Source organism: Streptomyces sp. NPDC093591 (assembly GCF_044764885.1).
Lineage (GTDB): Bacteria > Actinomycetota > Actinomycetes > Streptomycetales > Streptomycetaceae > Streptomyces.
Genome location: NZ_JBIWIY010000010.1, coordinates 145,833 through 161,143, shown reverse-complemented (window position 1 = coordinate 161,143; position 15,311 = coordinate 145,833). Strand labels below are relative to the sequence as shown.

15 protein-coding genes and 1 pseudogene are annotated in these 15,311 nt (G+C 72.4%); 7 read left to right on the top strand and 9 right to left on the bottom strand.

Annotated features, from left to right (window positions below):
- Positions 1–2: 2 nt before the first annotated feature.
- Genes ACIREI_RS22460 through ACIREI_RS22440 form a run of 5 tightly spaced genes read right to left on the bottom strand, consistent with a single transcriptional unit; the run spans position 3 to position 5,332 of the window.
- Positions 3–1,397: an STM4012 family radical SAM protein gene (locus tag ACIREI_RS22460; protein ID WP_403335475.1), complete on the bottom strand. Its 1,395-nt coding sequence runs from the start codon at positions 1,395–1,397 to the stop codon at positions 3–5.
- A complete protein-coding gene (locus ACIREI_RS22455) occupies positions 1,394–2,200 on the bottom strand; it encodes an STM4013/SEN3800 family hydrolase (protein ID WP_403335946.1) in 807 nt (268 codons plus the stop codon). The genes ACIREI_RS22460 and ACIREI_RS22455 overlap by 4 nt, the downstream gene beginning before the upstream one ends.
- Positions 2,201–2,231: 31 nt before the next feature.
- Entirely contained in the window at positions 2,232–3,422 is a 1,191-nt protein-coding gene (locus tag ACIREI_RS22450; protein WP_403335472.1) for an STM4014 family protein, read from the bottom strand.
- Positions 3,403–4,368: an STM4015 family protein gene (locus tag ACIREI_RS22445; RefSeq protein ID WP_403335470.1), complete on the bottom strand. Its 966-nt coding sequence runs from the start codon at positions 4,366–4,368 to the stop codon at positions 3,403–3,405. The genes ACIREI_RS22450 and ACIREI_RS22445 overlap by 20 nt, the downstream gene beginning before the upstream one ends.
- Positions 4,369–4,375: 7 nt before the next feature.
- Positions 4,376–5,332 (bottom strand): STM4015 family protein, encoded by a 957-nt coding sequence (locus tag ACIREI_RS22440; protein ID WP_403335467.1) that lies wholly within the window; start codon positions 5,330–5,332, stop codon positions 4,376–4,378.
- Positions 5,333–5,524: 192 nt separating this feature from the next.
- Between ACIREI_RS22440 and ACIREI_RS22435 the strand changes: the two genes are divergently transcribed.
- The 4 genes and pseudogenes from ACIREI_RS22435 (at position 5,525) to ACIREI_RS22420 (ending at position 8,059) form a co-directional block, all read left to right on the top strand.
- Positions 5,525–5,851 (top strand): hypothetical protein, encoded by a 327-nt coding sequence (locus tag ACIREI_RS22435; RefSeq protein ID WP_403335464.1) that lies wholly within the window; start codon positions 5,525–5,527, stop codon positions 5,849–5,851.
- 69 nt (positions 5,852–5,920) lie between these two features.
- Positions 5,921–6,952 carry a DUF6745 domain-containing protein gene (locus ACIREI_RS22430; RefSeq protein WP_403335943.1) on the top strand — a complete coding sequence of 344 codons (1,032 nt, stop codon included), beginning with the start codon at positions 5,921–5,923 and terminating at the stop codon, positions 6,950–6,952.
- Between the two features lie 112 nt (positions 6,953–7,064).
- Positions 7,065–7,247: pseudogene (locus ACIREI_RS22425) on the top strand (peptide-methionine (R)-S-oxide reductase); the annotation flags it as partial.
- Positions 7,248–7,312: 65 nt separating this feature from the next.
- Positions 7,313–8,059 (top strand): PP2C family protein-serine/threonine phosphatase, encoded by a 747-nt coding sequence (locus ACIREI_RS22420; RefSeq protein WP_403335461.1) that lies wholly within the window; start codon positions 7,313–7,315, stop codon positions 8,057–8,059.
- Positions 8,060–8,147: 88 nt separating this feature from the next.
- Here the strand turns inward: ACIREI_RS22420 and ACIREI_RS22415 are convergent, their stop codons facing one another.
- From ACIREI_RS22415 to ACIREI_RS22400, 4 genes are all read right to left on the bottom strand, one after another.
- Positions 8,148–8,879: a siderophore-interacting protein gene (locus ACIREI_RS22415; RefSeq protein WP_403335458.1), complete on the bottom strand. Its 732-nt coding sequence runs from the start codon at positions 8,877–8,879 to the stop codon at positions 8,148–8,150.
- Between the two features lie 14 nt (positions 8,880–8,893).
- On the bottom strand, positions 8,894–9,469 hold the full coding sequence (locus tag ACIREI_RS22410; RefSeq protein ID WP_403335941.1) for a TetR/AcrR family transcriptional regulator: 576 nt from the start codon (positions 9,467–9,469) through the stop codon (positions 8,894–8,896).
- A gap of 248 nt (positions 9,470–9,717) precedes the next feature.
- Positions 9,718–10,197, bottom strand: coding sequence for a MaoC family dehydratase (locus ACIREI_RS22405; protein WP_403335455.1), 480 nt, complete (start codon positions 10,195–10,197; stop codon positions 9,718–9,720).
- Between the two features lie 33 nt (positions 10,198–10,230).
- A complete protein-coding gene (locus ACIREI_RS22400; protein ID WP_403335453.1) occupies positions 10,231–11,697 on the bottom strand; it encodes a class II 3-deoxy-7-phosphoheptulonate synthase in 1,467 nt (488 codons plus the stop codon).
- A gap of 257 nt (positions 11,698–11,954) precedes the next feature.
- Between ACIREI_RS22400 and ACIREI_RS22395 the strand changes: the two genes are divergently transcribed.
- From ACIREI_RS22395 to ACIREI_RS22385, 3 genes are read left to right on the top strand one after another with little or no spacing between them, the layout of a single operon-like run.
- On the top strand, positions 11,955–13,526 hold the full coding sequence (locus ACIREI_RS22395; protein ID WP_403335450.1) for a 4-hydroxyphenylacetate 3-hydroxylase family protein: 1,572 nt from the start codon (positions 11,955–11,957) through the stop codon (positions 13,524–13,526).
- Entirely contained in the window at positions 13,523–14,038 is a 516-nt protein-coding gene (locus ACIREI_RS22390) for a flavin reductase family protein (RefSeq protein ID WP_403335447.1), read from the top strand. The genes ACIREI_RS22395 and ACIREI_RS22390 overlap by 4 nt, the downstream gene beginning before the upstream one ends.
- 37 nt (positions 14,039–14,075) lie before the next feature.
- Complete coding sequence (locus tag ACIREI_RS22385) at positions 14,076–15,278, top strand: FAD-dependent monooxygenase (protein ID WP_403335444.1); 1,203 nt, start codon at positions 14,076–14,078, stop codon at positions 15,276–15,278.
- Positions 15,279–15,311 lie beyond the last annotated feature (33 nt).

The following is a 15,311-nucleotide window of genomic DNA, read 5'->3' as shown; positions in this document are numbered from 1 at the left end:
CGTCACTTGAGCTCGTAGGCGGCCATGCGCTCCCGCACGGCGGCGGAGAACAGCTCGGGGCCCAGCGCGTCGGAATGGGCCAGGCCCTCGGGGGACAGCCGCAGCAGCTCCGGACCGGCGGAGTCGTCCAGCCAGCCCCGGCCGGCGAACCGGTCCAGCTCGGCGGCGAAGTCGTCACCGGGCGCGGTGCCGAAACGGGCCCGGTAGTCCGCGACGGGCATGCCCTCGGCCTGGAGCAGCGACTGCAGCAGGTGGCGGCGCCGGGACTCCTCCTCGTTCGTCTCCCAGCCGAAGTCCGCGTGACGGAAGTCCTCGGCCGTGCGGGCGGTGTAGTCGTCGATGATCCCGCGTATGCGGTGCATGTCCACGGCGTAGTCGAAGGAATAGTGCAGCGTGGAGGTGTAGGAGCGGGCGCCGCAGCCCAGGCCGACCATGCCGTCGGTCTGGCACGCGTAGTCCTCCCCGCCGGTGGTCGGCGCGTCCGCGCGGCGGAACATGCGCATCGACACCTGCTCGTAGCCGTGCGTGAGCAGGTGGTCGCGGCCGTGGCGGTACAGGCGCAGTCGCTGCTCGTCCCACTCGTCGTCGGTCGGCGCCGAACCGCGGTGCCGGCCGAGGCCGGTGAGCGGGCGGACGTAGAGCGGATAGAGGTACAGCTCCTCGGGGCGCCAGGCGAGCGCGGCGTCGAGGGAGCGGCGCCAGGTCTCCTCGGTCTGGCCCCCGATGCCGTAGATGAGGTCGATGTTGAGGACGGGGATGCCGCAGTCGCGGATCCGGGCGAGTGCCGCCTCGACGTCCGCCCGGCGCTGGGGGCGGACGGCTGTGCGCGCCTCGGCGTCGACGAAGCTCTGCACGCCCAGGCTCAGCCGTGTGGTGCCGCGTGCGGCCAGCACGGCCAGCCGGTCGGCGGTCGCCGTGGCCGGCGAGGCCTCCACGGACAGCGGGATCGCCTTCAGATCGGCGCCGAGGCCACGCTCGGCCAGATCGCACAGCCGCTCCAGCTCCGCGGCCTGAAGGAACGTCGGAGTGCCGCCGCCGAAGGCCGCGTTCGCGAACCGCGCCCCGTCGCCCAGCGCCTCACGCACCGCCGCCGCCTGGCGCTCCAGCGCGTCCAGGTAGGCGCTGGTCAGATCGCCGGGCGCCCCGATCCGGGTGAAGAGATTGCAGAAGCCGCAGCGCACCTCGCAGAAGGGGATGTGGAAGTAGAGGGAGAGGGCGGTCTTCGGCTCGTCGGCCCACAGCGCGCGCAGTGACGCATGCTCGTGGGGCAGCGGTCGGTAGGCGGTCTTGTGCGGGTACGCGTAGACGTAGTGCTGGTAGGGGCGGACGGCGGGCGGGGGCGCGGCTTCGGTGCGCGGTGCCCGGGTTTCGGTGCCGGTCGCTTCGGTGATCGTCATCGGGCCTCGTCGAGGAAGAAGTGGGCGTAGGGCACGGTCCAGACGACGTCATGGCCGATGCGGTGGCCGGTGTAGCCGTCCTCGCCGTACGCGGTGCCATGGTCGGAGCAGACGACGGCGAAGCACGGACGGCGGCTGCGGGCGGCCGCGAAGAGCCGGCCGATGTGCCGGTCCACGTACTCCAGGGCCGCGGCGTGCGTGGCCCGCGTGTCGCCCGCCTCGGCGGTGGCACCGGGCAGATGGAACCAGTTGGGCTGGTGCAGCGCCGACACGTTCACGAAGAGGAACAGCCGCTGCCCCCGCGGGAGTCCGGCGACGACCTTCTCGGCACAGGCCACCTGCGCCTCGAAGGACGTGGGCGAGGGCACGCCGAACTCCGGCTCCCAGTGGCTCTCCTGGAACAGCCCGGGCAGCACGGAGCCCAGCGGCCCCCGCTTGTTGAAGAAGCCGACGCCACCGACGCAGACGGTGCGGTAACCGGCGGCGGCGAGCCCCGACACCAGGTCGGGAGTGTCGTAGACGAAAGTGCCGTCCGCCGTGGTCTCGCTGCCCGCGAAGTGCGCGGCGAAGAGCCGCGGGTGCGGACCCGGTGTGGCCGGTGTCGGCAGGAAACCCGCGAACATCGCCTGATGGGAGGCGTAGGTGAAGCTGCCGGGGGCGTGCCGGCGCTCCCAGGCGCCGCCGGGCAGATGCCGGGCCAGGTTCGGGATGCGGCCGGACGCGGCCAGTTCCTGAGCCACGTCGTAGCGGAGCGTGTCCAGCGTGACCATCAGGAGGTCGTGGCTGCCGACGACCTCGTTCATGTCGATCGGCGGCATGACCGCCGACGGTTGGTCAGCCGGTGGCGTCATGGTGGTGCTCCTCGTGCTCGGTGTGCCGCAGCGCGGCCGGTACGGCGGCCACCTGCGCGCCGTAGGTGTCCAGGCCCTCGGCGCCGCTGGCGGGCAGGCCGGTCAGGCGGGGCAGCAGGTCACCGAAGGCGTTCACTTCGCCGACGGTGAAGCGGCGCCACCCGGTGGAGGGCAGGACGTCCACGCCGACGCACAGCGTGCCCGGGAAGCACGCCGCGGCCCGCTCGGCGGCGTCCAGCGCGTCGCCGAGGCTGCCTCCCGCGGCCCGGATCGCCTCGCGTGCCGCGGCCAGGTCGCCGCGGGCGCCGCCCAGGTGCAGGTTCGTCATGGGGTGCCGACTGGTCCGTACGACGGCATGCGTGGCGCGTCCGGCGACCACGACCACCCGCAGGTCCGCGGCCCGGCCGTCCTGCGTGGCCTTGGGCAGCCACCGCTCTACGTGGAGCCCGTCCGGGGCCAGCGCGTCGACGAGGGCGGCGACCTCGGACTCCCCGCTGTAGTGCCGTACCCGCAGGGAGTTGAACAGTCGGCCATCGGGGGCGGTCTCCACCGAGGTCGTCGCCCTGACCCGGCCGGGTCCGGCCACCGAGAGCGCCACGACGCCGGATGCCGACGAACCGTGCGCCGGTTTCACGAACGCCCGGGAGACGCCCGCCGCCTTCATCCGGTCCCGTAGCTCCGCCCAGCCGCCGATCGGACCCGTCAGGGCCGGGGGCACCGGGACGCCCGCGTCGGTCAGCCGGGCATGGCAGCGCCGTTTGTCGAACATCACCGCGACCTCCTCGGGGTCGGCGGACGGCATGGCACCCGCACGGCGCGCCGCGCGCGTCACCTGCCGGACGGCCGTCGTGAAGCGGCGGTACCACAGGGCCGTTCCCTCCACCCGCGTGGGATCGTCGGTGTCCCGCAGCAGTCGGTCGACCTCGGCGTTCTCGCCGGGGGAGTCGATCCTCACGAACTCGCCGGGCGTGAAGGCATACCGTCCGCCCAGTACATCGCGCCAGGCCAGCACACGTGGTGCCGGGTGGCCCGCCGCGCGTACGGCGTCGGCGAACATCGTCGTCCGCCGGTTCTCCGGATTGCCGACGACGGCGAACCGAAGGCGCGAGCCGGCCACATGGCCGTCGGGGTGCTGCGCCAAGCCGGCCGCCGGGCTACTCGGAGACGGCGACATAGCGCCACTCCTCGTCCCGCCACCGGTGCGGGGTCTGCGGGTCCGACAGGTCCACCTCGGTCCCGGCGGAGCCGACGGCCGTACGAAGCCGGTCGGCCACGGCCTCGCTCAGGAAGTGGTGATGCAGGTCGAGCCGCTTGAGATGGGTCAACGGCCGGCCGCCGAGCAGGGCTTCGGCACCGGTGTCGGTGAGGGTGCCCATGGACAGGCTCAGTGATTCGAGTTGTGCCACGACCGGAGCCGAGGCGACCGCCTCCGCGATCTCGTCCTGCAACTCGCTGTCCTGCAGGCCGAGATGGCGCAGTGCCGGGAAGCGTGCCGCGGACAGGATCGGCGCGAGGTCGGCCACCGTCGAGTCACCGCCGTACTGCGACACGCCGAGCCACAGCTCCAGATGCTCCAGAGCGGGCAGTTCGCAGGCGCCCACGGCCCGCACCACCTGGCCGGGCAGGCCACCTGATTCGAATCGCAGCACCCGCAGCGCGCCGTGCCGCACCGGGCGCAGCGCCAGCGGCTCCTCACCTAGCCCCTGTGAGTCGCCGCCGCGGACGCCGAACTCCTCCAGCAGGGGGAATGCCTCCAGGACGGGGGTGACGTCGGTGAGCTGCAGCCAGGAGATCTCGCACTCCTCGCCGGTGACGTCGGCGAGGAACAGGGCGCGCAGTGCGGGGAAGCGGTCGGCGTCGGCCAGGATCAGCTCCAGCGCCGGACGCAACTCGGTGTACTCGTCGTCCCACCAGGGCCCGATGACCAGAGCCCGCACGCCGGTACTCGGCACCCGGTCCGTGAAGCTCTGCCACAGCTCGGCGAACGGCAACTCCCCGGCCGCGAAGCAGTCCAGTCGCCAGGCCACACCGTCGGCCGCCGGAAGCGCCTGCTCACCGGGCTCGGGGAGGGTGAAGACGGGTAGTCCGTGAAAGCTCTCGAAGTGATCCGCGAGGGTCATGACGGCCTCATTCCGCGACGGCGGTGAAGCGGTGGACGACGCCGTCGTCCTCCCAGGCCTCGCCGGGCTCGGAAAGGTCGACCTCGACGCCGGACGGCTCCAGCGCCGCCCGAACCCGCTGGGCCACCGCGTCCGTGACGAAGTTGTGGCGCAGGTCGAGCCAGGCCAGGTGGGTGAGCGGCTGGCCGCCGAGCAGCGCCGTCACGCCCTCGTCCGTGAGCACGCCGAGGGACAGGTCCAGCGACTTGAGCTGGGCGACGACCGGGGCCCCGGCCACGGCGGCGGCGATCTCGTCCTGTATCTCGCTGTTGCGCAGGCCCAGATGGCGCAGCGCCGGGAAGCGCCCTGCGGACAGGATCGGCGCGAGGTCGGCGACGGTCGCGTCGCCGCCGTACCCCTCCACCCCGAGCCATACTTCGAGGTACTCCAGCGCGGGGAGTTCGCTGGCGGCGACACCGCGGACGACCTCGCCGGGCAGGCCGCCGGCCTCGAAGCAGAGAGTGCGCAGGTGCTTGTGCCGGAGCGCCGGGAAGCGCAGTCCGGTGCCGCCGCGGATCCCCAACTCCTCCAGCAGCGGATAGGCCTCCAGGACCGGCGTGACATCGGACTGCTCGATCCAGGAGATCTCCGCCTGCTCCATCTCCAGGTCGCCGATGAAGACGGCCTGCAGGGCGCTCAGCCGGTCTCGGGCGTCCACGAGTCGTCGCACGATGAAGCCGGAGTCGTGGTCGTAGGCCTCGCCCCACTGGCCCACGATGATCGCGCGGACCCCGGCGGGGTCCACCGAGTCGAGGAAGCGGTCCCACAGGGCGCCGAAATCCTCGTCCGAGTCGTCGTCATAGGGGTCGACGCTCAGTCGCCAGGCCACGGTGCCCGCCTCCGGCAGTTCCTGCCGCGCGCCGGGCCGGGGGAAGTCGAAGGCCGGCAGGCCGTGCAGTTCCTTCAGATGCTCGACGTGGGACATGCGGCTGGTCTCCTCGGGTGGACGCACGCGGGGCGCTGTGCTGGCCCGAAGAGTTCTACCAAGCCCCTCTGACAACGCCCCTCGCGGGCTGTGCGATCGCGGCCCGCCGCGTTGTCCAGGGGCGTTGTCAGACCCCCGGCGTAGCGTCGTTGGCATCGGTCGGCAAGGCGCCGGCGGTGAAGGGAGACATGCATGTACCGGCAAGGGGACGTCCTGATCGTGCCCATCGCCGAGGCAGCCGTGCCACCGGGCACGGACCGGCTGCCGCGGCAGCCGCGGGACGCGCGGGGAAGGCTCGTGCTGGCACTCGGCGAGGTCACCGGACACGCCCACGCGGTGGTCGGGCCGGGGACTCTGGTCCGGGAGTCCGGGCCGTTCGGCGCCGCCTACCTCCAACTCCCGGACGGTGGGCGGGTGGTGCACGAGGAGCACGCCGCGATACCCCTGCCGAAGGGCTGGTACCGGGTGGTGCGACAGCGGGAGTACGTGCCCGGCGCGGTACGCGTCGTGGCGGACTGAGACCGGGGGAGCGGGACGATGACGCTGCCGATGGAGGCGCCGTCGCAAGCGCCGGTGGAGAGGGCGCCGATGGAAACGGAACTGCTGGACACGACGGTGCTGTGGCGCGACGTCGCGGCGGCGACCGGTCCGGCGGACCGCGCCGCGGCCGAGGACGGCGTGCGTCTGGCCTACCGGCGGGCGGACCTGCCCGAGCCGGAGCGCGTCATCTGGGCGGGATCGCCCCGCGAGGGCGCGGCACTGGCCGCACGGCTCACGGGGCAGGGCGCCGCCGGCCGCAGCGTCCGCGACGAGGTGCGCACCCGCCCTTGGGCGGTCGCGCGAGAGCGTGTCGCCGACCGGCTCGGACCGGCCGGCTGGGCCGAGCAGTGGGCCCTGACAGGCGCTCAGCTGTGGGACGGCACCGTCAGTCTGACCGAGCGCATCCGGACGGGCGTGGTCGAGGCCGCCACCGGTGTGGCCGGTGGCGAACAGGCCGTCCGCCTCGTACTGCTCGAGGCGGTCCTGGGGCAGCACGACGCGGCCTGGCTGGCAGCCTTCGACGGCCAGGACGGCGGGGAGGCACTCGACGGGATCGCCGCGGTCGCCCGCGCCGCGGGCTGGTGGTGGCCGTACGAGAAGACCGCGGTCATCACCGAACGCCCCGTGGAACTGCACCGGGACGAGGCGGGTCGGCTCCACCGCGGGGACGGCCCGGCGCTCGCCTTCCCCGACGGCTTCGCGCTGCACGCCTGGCACGGTATGCCGGTTCCCGCCGCGTTCCTGGGCGGGCTCGCCACACTGACCCCCCGGCGGATACGCGAAGAGGAGAACGCCGAACTGCGCCGCGTGATGCTGGAGCACTACGGCTACGACCGCTACCTGGAGGAGTCCGGCGCCGAACCCCTGCAGCGGGACGAGACCGGGGTGCTGTGGCGGATCGAACTGGAGGGGGACGAGCCCCTGGTGATGGTCGAGGTCGTCAACTCCACCCCGGAGCCCGACGGCACCCACCGCACCTACTGGCTCCGGGTGCCGCCGCGGGCCCGGACCGCCCGGGAGGGCGTCGCCTGGACCTTCGGACTGGACGAGGCCGACTACGCGCCGCAGAGGGAGACCTGAGTCGACTCCGGCGTGACCGGGCCGGTGCGGGTGAGATCGCCTCGGTGGCGCGGGAGTGAGGTGCTCCCGCCCGCGGGACGGGCGCTCATGCCCGGCCGGCTGCAGGTACTGAGGCCGGCCGAGCTTCTACGATGCACGCAACTCCGATGCGGTGGAGCTCATCGAGGACCGTTCGCACGGGATGGTGCGGGCCGAGGTGCGGTCTGCCCGGTGCGGGGCGCATCTCGGGCATGTCTTCGAGGGCGAGGGGTGCCGCTTCCGGCTGCGCTGGCATGTCGGAAGCCGGTGTTCCTAGACTCGTAGGGGACGTCGACGTCCGGCCCCGGTGATCAGTCCGGTGCGGGAAGGCGGTGGCGCTGCATGCCGTACGTCGCTGTGAGTGCGATCAGCCATCCGGGGCTGCTGCGCGAGCGGAACGAGGACAGCCTCGTCGTGGGGCCGTGGACCCTGTGCGCCACCGTCACCGAGAATCCGCAGAGCCTGGTCTTCCCGCTCGGGACGCCCCTGGTCGTGGCCGTCGCCGACGGGCTCGGCGGGCATCCCGGCGGCGATGTGGCCAGCGCCCTGGTCGTCCGCCGGATCGCCTCCCTCGGCCCCGCCCTGAGCAGTGAGGTCGCCGTCCGTGACGCCCTGAACGCCTGCAACCGCGCCGTGTACCAGGCGGCCGGCGGCGACGAGGGAGGCGCGCTGTCGGCCATGGGGACGACGGTCGCCGGAGTCGTCGTACTGCCCGGCTCGCTGCTGGCGTTCAACGTGGGCGACAGCCGGGTCTTCGCGGTCTCCCGCGACGGGCTGCGCCAGGTGAGCGTCGACGACAGCCCACCGCACCCGGCGGGGAGCATCACCTCCCTCGTCACCCAGTGCCTGGGCGGCTCGCCCACGTACCGTGCCGTCCAGCCCCATGTCAGGGCCGAGTCCCTCGAGCCCGGCGTCCGCTACCTCGTCTGCTCGGACGGGCTGACGGACGCGGTGAAGGAGGACGTACTCGACGAGATCCTGCGGGAGCACGACGACGGGCGGGCGGCCTTCGAGCTGTGGAAGGCCGCGATCGAGGCGGGCGGGCCCGACAACATCACGGTGGCGGTCGTACGCGTCGGCGACGAGTGACCCGTTGCCCCTCGGAGGTCGGCGTGTGCCCGGCCGGGCGAGCAGTGCGGTCCGGAAGCCGAGACCGGTCACCGATGCGGCAGGGGTTTCAGTCCGAGGCCAGTGGGTCGCGGTGGTCCGCCTCGTCCAGCTTCCAGTAGCCCTTCGCGTAGGCGTACTGACGGTCCAGGCCGAGACGGTCCGTGAAGTGGCGGCGGATGTCCCGCACCGCGCCGGACTCGCCGGCCACCCACGCGGTGACGCCCTGCGGGGGAACGGTGGCCGTCAGCACGGCGTCGCGCAGGGCCTCACCCTTGGGCCGGCCGGCGGTCCGGTGGAGCCATACGACGTCCAGATCCGCTCGCCGGTCCACCGCGACCTCGGCCTCGGGACCCGCGACCTCCAGGTAGACGGTGCCGCGCACTCCGGACGGCAGGCTCTCGGCGATGGTGAGGACCGCGGGCTGGGCGCTCTCGTCGCCCGCCAGGAGGTAGAAGCCGGCGTCCGGGAGGGGGCGGAAGGACCCCTTGGGGCCGCCGAAGGAGACCTCCTGGCCGGGGCGCGCGGACTCGGCCCAGCGTGCGGCCGGGCCCTTGCCGTGCAGAACGACGTCGACGTCGATGCATGGCCTCGACGGGGACTGGCGGCGGACCGTGTAGGCGCGGCCGACCGTCCGGCCGTCGAGCGGGTCGGTCACGAACAGCTTCACCCACTGCGTGGGCTCGTCGCACCGGAAGGCCGACATCCCGGGCCCTCCCAGGGTGATGCGCGCCATCCGCGGGGCGATCAGGGAGACCGCCTCCACCGTGGCGGTGTAACGGGGTCGGCGTGCGCGGAACATGCGGGAACAGCCTTTCAGGGGATGGGGTCGGCGGTCGGTGCCGGGTCCGGCGGGGTGCCCGGCCGGCAGGTGAGGAGGGTGGCGACCAGACGCTCGGCGAACCGTGGGTCCGTCGGCCGTCCCGTCATGAAGGCCCGGTAGAACACCGGGCCCGCCAGCAGGTCGAGGAACTGGTCGGCCTCCTGCCGGGGCAGGGTGCCGGGCGAGTCGGAGGCCAGGGCGGCGCGCAGCCGTGCGCGGTCCTGGCCGCGCTGGGGGTCCAGCACGTGCTTTCGGAGTGCGGCCGCGGTCGTGGCGTCCTGCAGGGCGTGGCCGATGAGCACGAACAGGACGCGGCCCGTGGAGGACCGGGTGAAGACCCCGCTCAGCCGGGTCACATGCTCGACCAGGGCGGCCGGTGCGGACTCCGTCCGGGCCGGCCAGGACGCCGTGTCCCGCAGGTCCTCCTCCAGGACGTCGAGGAGGATGTCGATCTTCGATCTCCACCAGCGGTAGATCGTCTGTTTGGAGACCCCCGCCCGGTCGGCGATCGAACCGACCGTCACGGCCTGGAACCCGGTGTCGACCAGCAGGTCGTCGGCGGCTCGCAGAACGGCGACACGGGCGGCCTCGCTGCGCCTCGGTCCGTTTCTGATGCGTCGCCCTTGTGCCGCGCCGGCCGGCTGGGGGGTGTCGTGCGGTGCGTCTATGGCGGCCCTCCTCGATCGTCGATCGATGCGCCCTTAGACTAGACGCAACGGTGCGTGTAGTCAAAAGGGTGTGTGTGACAGGCAACCCGTTCCTCCTCGAGCAGGGGGAGGCCCGAGGAGGAACGGGAGTCAGCCGACCGGGCCGGGTCTCAGCGCCGTACGGACACGGCCTCGTGTTCGGTGCCGGCCGGCTGCGCGCAGGCGAACAGCAGCCGGGTGCGCATCCGGTACACCGTCATGTCCTCCTGGTTGACCGCCTCGACGACGAAGCGGACCGTGCCCGTACCGGGCCGCCGGGGATGCGGTGAGGCCTCCTCCACGGTGGCCCGGCCGCGCAGTTCGTCGCCGGGGCGCACGGGAGCGAGGAACCGGACCTCGTCCATGCCGTAGGAGCCCTGGCAGGCGGAGCCCGCGAGCAGGGTGCGCACGAACTGCCCCATGACCACGGCTCCGGTGTGCCAGCCGCTGGCCACCAGACCCCCGAAAGGAGAGCGGCGGGCCGCCCCGGGGTCCAGGTGGAAGGGCATGGGGTCCCAGGCGCGCGCGTAGTCGATGATGTCCTCGCTGGTCAGCCGCGTGGCCCCCAGCTCATAGGTGCTGCCGGCGGGGAAGTGCTCGAAGTGCCGCACAGTGACTGTCCTCCGTGGTCGCGGATCCGGCGCTCAGCCGAGGGATGCCGCGTAGTCGGCGTGCAGGGACATGCCCGACGGGCGGGCGGGGACGGGTTCCGGGCGGGGGCGGCCGAGGCGGCGCTTCTCGGCGCTGTACCACTCGGCGATCCGGAAGGCGAGATCCATCGACTGCGCACGGTTCAGCCGCGGATCGCACGCCGTCTCGTAGCGCAGATGCAGGTCGTCGGAGAGGACCTCGCTGCTGCCTCCGAGGCACTCGGTGACGTCCTCGCCCGTCAACTCCGCATGGACGCCGCCGGGATGCGTGCCCAGCGCCCGGTGCACCTCGAAGAAACCGGTGACCTCGTCCAGGACGTCGTCGAAGCGACGTGTCTTGTGACCGCTCGGCGCGGTGTACGTGTTGCCGTGCATGGGGTCGCACGCCCAGACCACCCGGGCGCCCTGAGCGCGTACCGCCTCGACCAGCGCGGGCAGCCGGTCGCGCACCAGGGCCCGCCCCATCCGGGCGACGAACGTCAGCCGGCCGGGCGTGCGGTGCGGATCCAGCCGGTCCAGCAGCCGCAGCACGTCATCGGCACCGGCGTCCGGACCCAGCTTGACGCCGAGGGGGTTGCCGACGCCGGCGGCGAACGCCACGTGCGCCCCGTCGAGTTGGCGGGTGCGCTCCCCGATCCACAGCATGTGCCCCGAAAGGGCGTAGCGCCGCCCCGTGTCGGGGTCCGTGCGCACGAGGGCGGACTCGTAGTCGAGGAGCAGCGCCTCGTGGCTGGCGAACACCTCCGTGGTGCGCAGCGTCGAGGTGCTCATGCCGCACGCCCGGATGAAGGTGAGGGCCGCGTCGATCTCGTCCGCCAGCCGCTCGTAACGGCGTCCCGCGGCGGACAGGGCCACGAAGTCACGGTTCCACTCGTGCACCCGGTCGAGATCCGCGTGCCCGCCGGCGGACAGGGCGCGCAACAGATTCAGCGTCGCGGCGGACGCGTGGTACACGCGCTGCAGCCGGGCCGGATCGGGGGTGCGGGCCTCGGCGGTGAACTCCAGTCCGTTGACGGCGTCGCCCCGGTACGAGGGCAGCGTCACGCCGTCCCGGGTCTCGGTCGGCTGCGAACGGGGCTTGGCGTACTGGCCGGCGATGCGACCGACCTTCACCACGGGCACCCCGGCCGCGTACGTCAGCACGGCGGCCATCTGGAGCAGGACCTCCAGCTTGCCCCGCACGGACTCCGCGCTCACCGAGCCAAGGGTCTCCGCGCAGTCGCCGCCCTGCAGCAGAAAGGCCCTGCCGCGGGCCACCTCGCCGAGACGGTCGAGCAGGGCGTCGCATTCCCGCGCGAACACCAGGGGCGGTGCGGCGGAAAGGGACGAGACGGTGGCGTGCAGCGCGGCGGGATCGGGCCAGTCGGGCTGCTGGGCCGCGGGGAGGACACGCCACGCTTCGGAGGAGGACGCGGGAGGTGAATTCTCCGCGTCGGCTGAATTCTCTACGGCATTCGCCACAGCATTCGCTACGGGATTCTCTATGGCTTCCACGGACTTCACGGCGACAACCTCAACGCCTTCCGCTGACGACGGCATGGTGGGGCAGCTGGTGGGCGCAGCCTGTCACGCGCCAACAGGCGGTGTGCAGTGCGTCGTTGTGGCTAGAAGGGCGGATCTACTACCCGAGTACTAGCCCCAGTGGCCGACTGTCGTGGCCAGTCGCACTCCTGGAGCATTTCGGCAGGCGCAAAAGTCCGCTCGAAAGGTGATCCCGCATGAGCAACACCGTCAACCCGTCCGGATCCGTCTCCCGCCCGCAGACCGGGGACGAATACCTCGAGAGCCTCCGCGACGGCCGCGAGGTGCGGATCTACGGCGAGCGGGTGGAGGACGTCACCGGCCACCCGGCCTTCCGCAACAACTCCCGCATGGTGGCCCGGCTGTACGACGCGCTGCACGACCCGGAGCGCAACAGCAAGCTGGTCGTCCCCACCGACACCGGCAACGGCGGTTTCACCCACCCCTACTTCAAGGCCCCGTACACCACCGGCGACCTGCGCGCGGCGGCGCGGGCCATGGAGGAGTGGGCCCGCATGACCTACGGCTGGCTGGGCCGCACCCCGGACTTCAAGGCCGCCTTCCTGTCCACCCTGGGGTCGAACAGGGAGCACTACGCGCCGTTCGAGGACAACGCCGCCGCGTGGTACCGCAAGGCCCAGGAGAACGTGCTGTTCATCGGCCACGGCATCGTCAACCCGCCGATCGACCGCAACCGGGGGCTCACCGAGCTCAAGGACGTGATGCTCACGGTCGACCGGGAGACCGACGCCGGTCTCGTCGTGTCCGGGGCCAAGGTCGTCGGCACCGGAGCGGCGCTCACGCAGCACATCTTCATCGGCAGCTACGGCGTCATACCGAAGGGCGCGAAGGAATTCTCCGCGTACTTCATCGTGCCGACGAACAGCCCCGGACTGAAGGTCATCTCCCGGCCTTCGTACGAATTCGCGGCGGCCACCGTCAGCAGCCCGTTCGACCAGCCGCTGAGCAGTCGCCTGGACGAGAACGACGGAATCCTCGTCTTCGACCAGGTGCTGATTCCCTGGGAGAACGTGTTCTGCTACGACGTCGACAAGGCGAACAATTTCTTCTACGGCTCCGGATTCTTCTACCGCGCCATGTTCCACGCCTGCGTCCGCTTCGCGGTGAAGATGGACTTCCTGACCGGCCTGCTGGCCAAGTGCCTGGAGACGACGGGCACCTCGGAGTTCCGCGGGGTGCAGAGCCGGCTCGGTGAGGTTCTCGCCTACCGCAACATGTTCTGGGCCCTGGTGGACTCCATGGCCGAGAACCCGACCAAGTGGCCCGACGGCACGGTCACCCCCAACGGCGAGACCGCGTTGGCCTTCCGCGTCCTGTCCTCCTCGATCTTCCCCAAGGTCCGCGAGATCTTCCTGCGGGACCTCGGCAGCGCCCTGATCTACAACAACTCCCACGCGCTCGACTGGTCCAACCCGGAGGTCCGGCCCTACCTCGACAAGTACGTCAGGGGCCTCGGTGTGGAGGCGGTCGACCGCGTCAAGCTGATGAAGCTCGCGTGGGACGCGGTCGGCACCGAGTTCGGTGCCCGCTGGGAGCTGTACGAGATGAACTACGCCGGCAACCACGAGCAGATCCGATTCGAGGCGCTGCACGCCCAGCAGGCATCGGGGAAGTTCGAGGACTACAAGCGGCTCGTCGACCAGTGCCTGTCGGAGTACGACGAGAACGGCTGGACGGTACCCGACCTGATCAACCCCAAGGACACGACCGTCATCGGCGGTGGCACCCCCACCGAGGCCGCGCGGTGAGCACCCGCGCCCTGCCGGACGAAGCCCAACTCCGGCGCGTTATGGGGCAGTTCGTCACCGGTGTGTGCGCGGTGTCGACCCGGTTCGACACTCCTTCCGGAGTCCGGCACGATGCCATCGCGGTGAACTCGTTCACCTCGGTCTCCCTCGACCCGCCGCTGGTGTCCATGTACCTGCGCGCCGACTCCACCTTTCTGGACCGCGTGCGCACCTCCGGCCAGTGGGCCGTGTCGTTCCTCGGCAACCGGGCGCGCTCCCTGGTCGGCGTCCTCACCACGCCCGCAGCGCAGCGCCCCGCCGTGGAGGACGCCGCGGACTGGGCCGTCGGGCCGCACACCGGCTGCCTGGTCCTGCCGGACGGGCCCGGAACGCTCGAATGCGCCCTGCACCTCACCCAGCCCCTCGGCGACCACGTGCTCGTCGTCGGGCGGGTGCTGGGCGCCGTCGGCCGCGACCACGAGCCCCTGGTCTTCCACCGGGGCGCCTTCACCGGGCTCTCGCCGGCGCGCTGACCGCGCGGGTCCCGCACAGAGACAGGAGGAGACATCCATGGCGCGCACACGCCCGTACGTGGCCGTCGTCGGCGGCGGAATCGGTGGCCTCGCCGTCGCCATCGGACTGCGACGGCAGGGCGTCGAGGTCGTCGTCCACGAACAGGCCCGCGAACTGGCCCACCAGGGCGCCGGCATCGCCGTCGGCGCCAACGGCCACCGCGCCCTGCGCGACCTCGGTGTCGCCGGGCGCCTGACGGGAACGGCCGTCGAGCCCGTGCGTGCCGACTTCCGGCACTGGCGCACCGGCCGGCCGATGGTGACGCACGCCCTGGCCGGCAGGTACCAGGAGAGGTTCAAGGCCCCCTTCTGGACCGTGGAGCGGGCGGCCGTGCAGCAGGCCCTGCTCGCCGAGCTGGGGACCGGGCAGGTCCGGCTCGGCGCGCGCTGCACGGAGGTGGAGCAGACCGGCTCCGGCGCCGTGCTCCGCTTTGCCGACGGCACCGAGACGGAGGCCGACGCGGTCATCGGCGCCGACGGCATCCACTCCGCCGTACGCCACAGCGTCTTCGGCCCGGACGAGGCCGTGTTCTCCGGCACCAGCGGCTACCGCGCCCTGGTCCCCATGGACCGGCTCGGGCACCTCCCCGAACTCGCCGAACAGGTGCTGTGGCTGTGGCTGGGCCCCGGCCGGCACTTCATCGCCTATCCGGTGGCCGGCGGCGGCGCGCTGAACTTCCTCGCCGTCGTCCCCGATGCCGAGTGGACGATCGAGTCCTGGTCCACCGAGGGCGACGGCGCCGAACTGCTCGCCGCCTTCGACGGCTGGCACCCGTTCGTCACCGAGATCCTCGCCGCGTGCGAACGGCCCGGCCGCTGGGCGCTGTACGACCGCGAACCGCAGCGGACCTGGAGCGCGGGCCGGGTCACGCTGCTCGGCGACGCGGCCCACGCGATGCTGCCGCACCACGGGCAGGGCGCGAACCAGTCGCTGGAGGACGCGGTGGTGCTGGCCCACCTGCTCGGTGGCGCCGGCGCCGACGAGGTCGCGGTGGCCCTGCGCGCCTACGAGCAGCTGCGCCGGCCGCGCACCCGACTGCTCCAGGCGGGCTCCCGCAAGAACGCCACCTGCTTCCAACTGCCGGACGGCCCGGAGGCGGACGCCCGCAACGTGCGGCTGGCCGGCCTGCCCGACGACCTCGCCTGGATCCACGGACACGACGCCCTCGGCCCGCTGCGTGCGGCGGCGGCACCGGTGTGACCGCGCCGGCCGTAACACCCGACCCTGCCCGCC

Coding starts and splice junctions, on each gene's coding strand:
- ACIREI_RS22460 (WP_403335475.1), bottom strand. CDS start 1,397: ATGACGATCACCGAAGCGACCGGCACCGAAACCCGGGCACCGCGCACC.
- ACIREI_RS22455 (WP_403335946.1), bottom strand. CDS start 2,200: ATGAACGAGGTCGTCGGCAGCCACGACCTCCTGATGGTCACGCTGGAC.
- ACIREI_RS22450 (WP_403335472.1), bottom strand. CDS start 3,422: ATGTCGCCGTCTCCGAGTAGCCCGGCGGCCGGCTTGGCGCAGCACCCC.
- ACIREI_RS22445 (WP_403335470.1), bottom strand. CDS start 4,368: ATGACCCTCGCGGATCACTTCGAGAGCTTTCACGGACTACCCGTCTTC.
- ACIREI_RS22440 (WP_403335467.1), bottom strand. CDS start 5,332: ATGTCCCACGTCGAGCATCTGAAGGAACTGCACGGCCTGCCGGCCTTC.
- ACIREI_RS22435 (WP_403335464.1), top strand. CDS start 5,525: ATGTACCGGCAAGGGGACGTCCTGATCGTGCCCATCGCCGAGGCAGCC.
- ACIREI_RS22430 (WP_403335943.1), top strand. CDS start 5,921: ATGGAAACGGAACTGCTGGACACGACGGTGCTGTGGCGCGACGTCGCG.
- ACIREI_RS22420 (WP_403335461.1), top strand. CDS start 7,313: ATGCCGTACGTCGCTGTGAGTGCGATCAGCCATCCGGGGCTGCTGCGC.
- ACIREI_RS22415 (WP_403335458.1), bottom strand. CDS start 8,879: ATGTTCCGCGCACGCCGACCCCGTTACACCGCCACGGTGGAGGCGGTC.
- ACIREI_RS22395 (WP_403335450.1), top strand. CDS start 11,955: ATGAGCAACACCGTCAACCCGTCCGGATCCGTCTCCCGCCCGCAGACC.
- ACIREI_RS22385 (WP_403335444.1), top strand. CDS start 14,076: ATGGCGCGCACACGCCCGTACGTGGCCGTCGTCGGCGGCGGAATCGGT.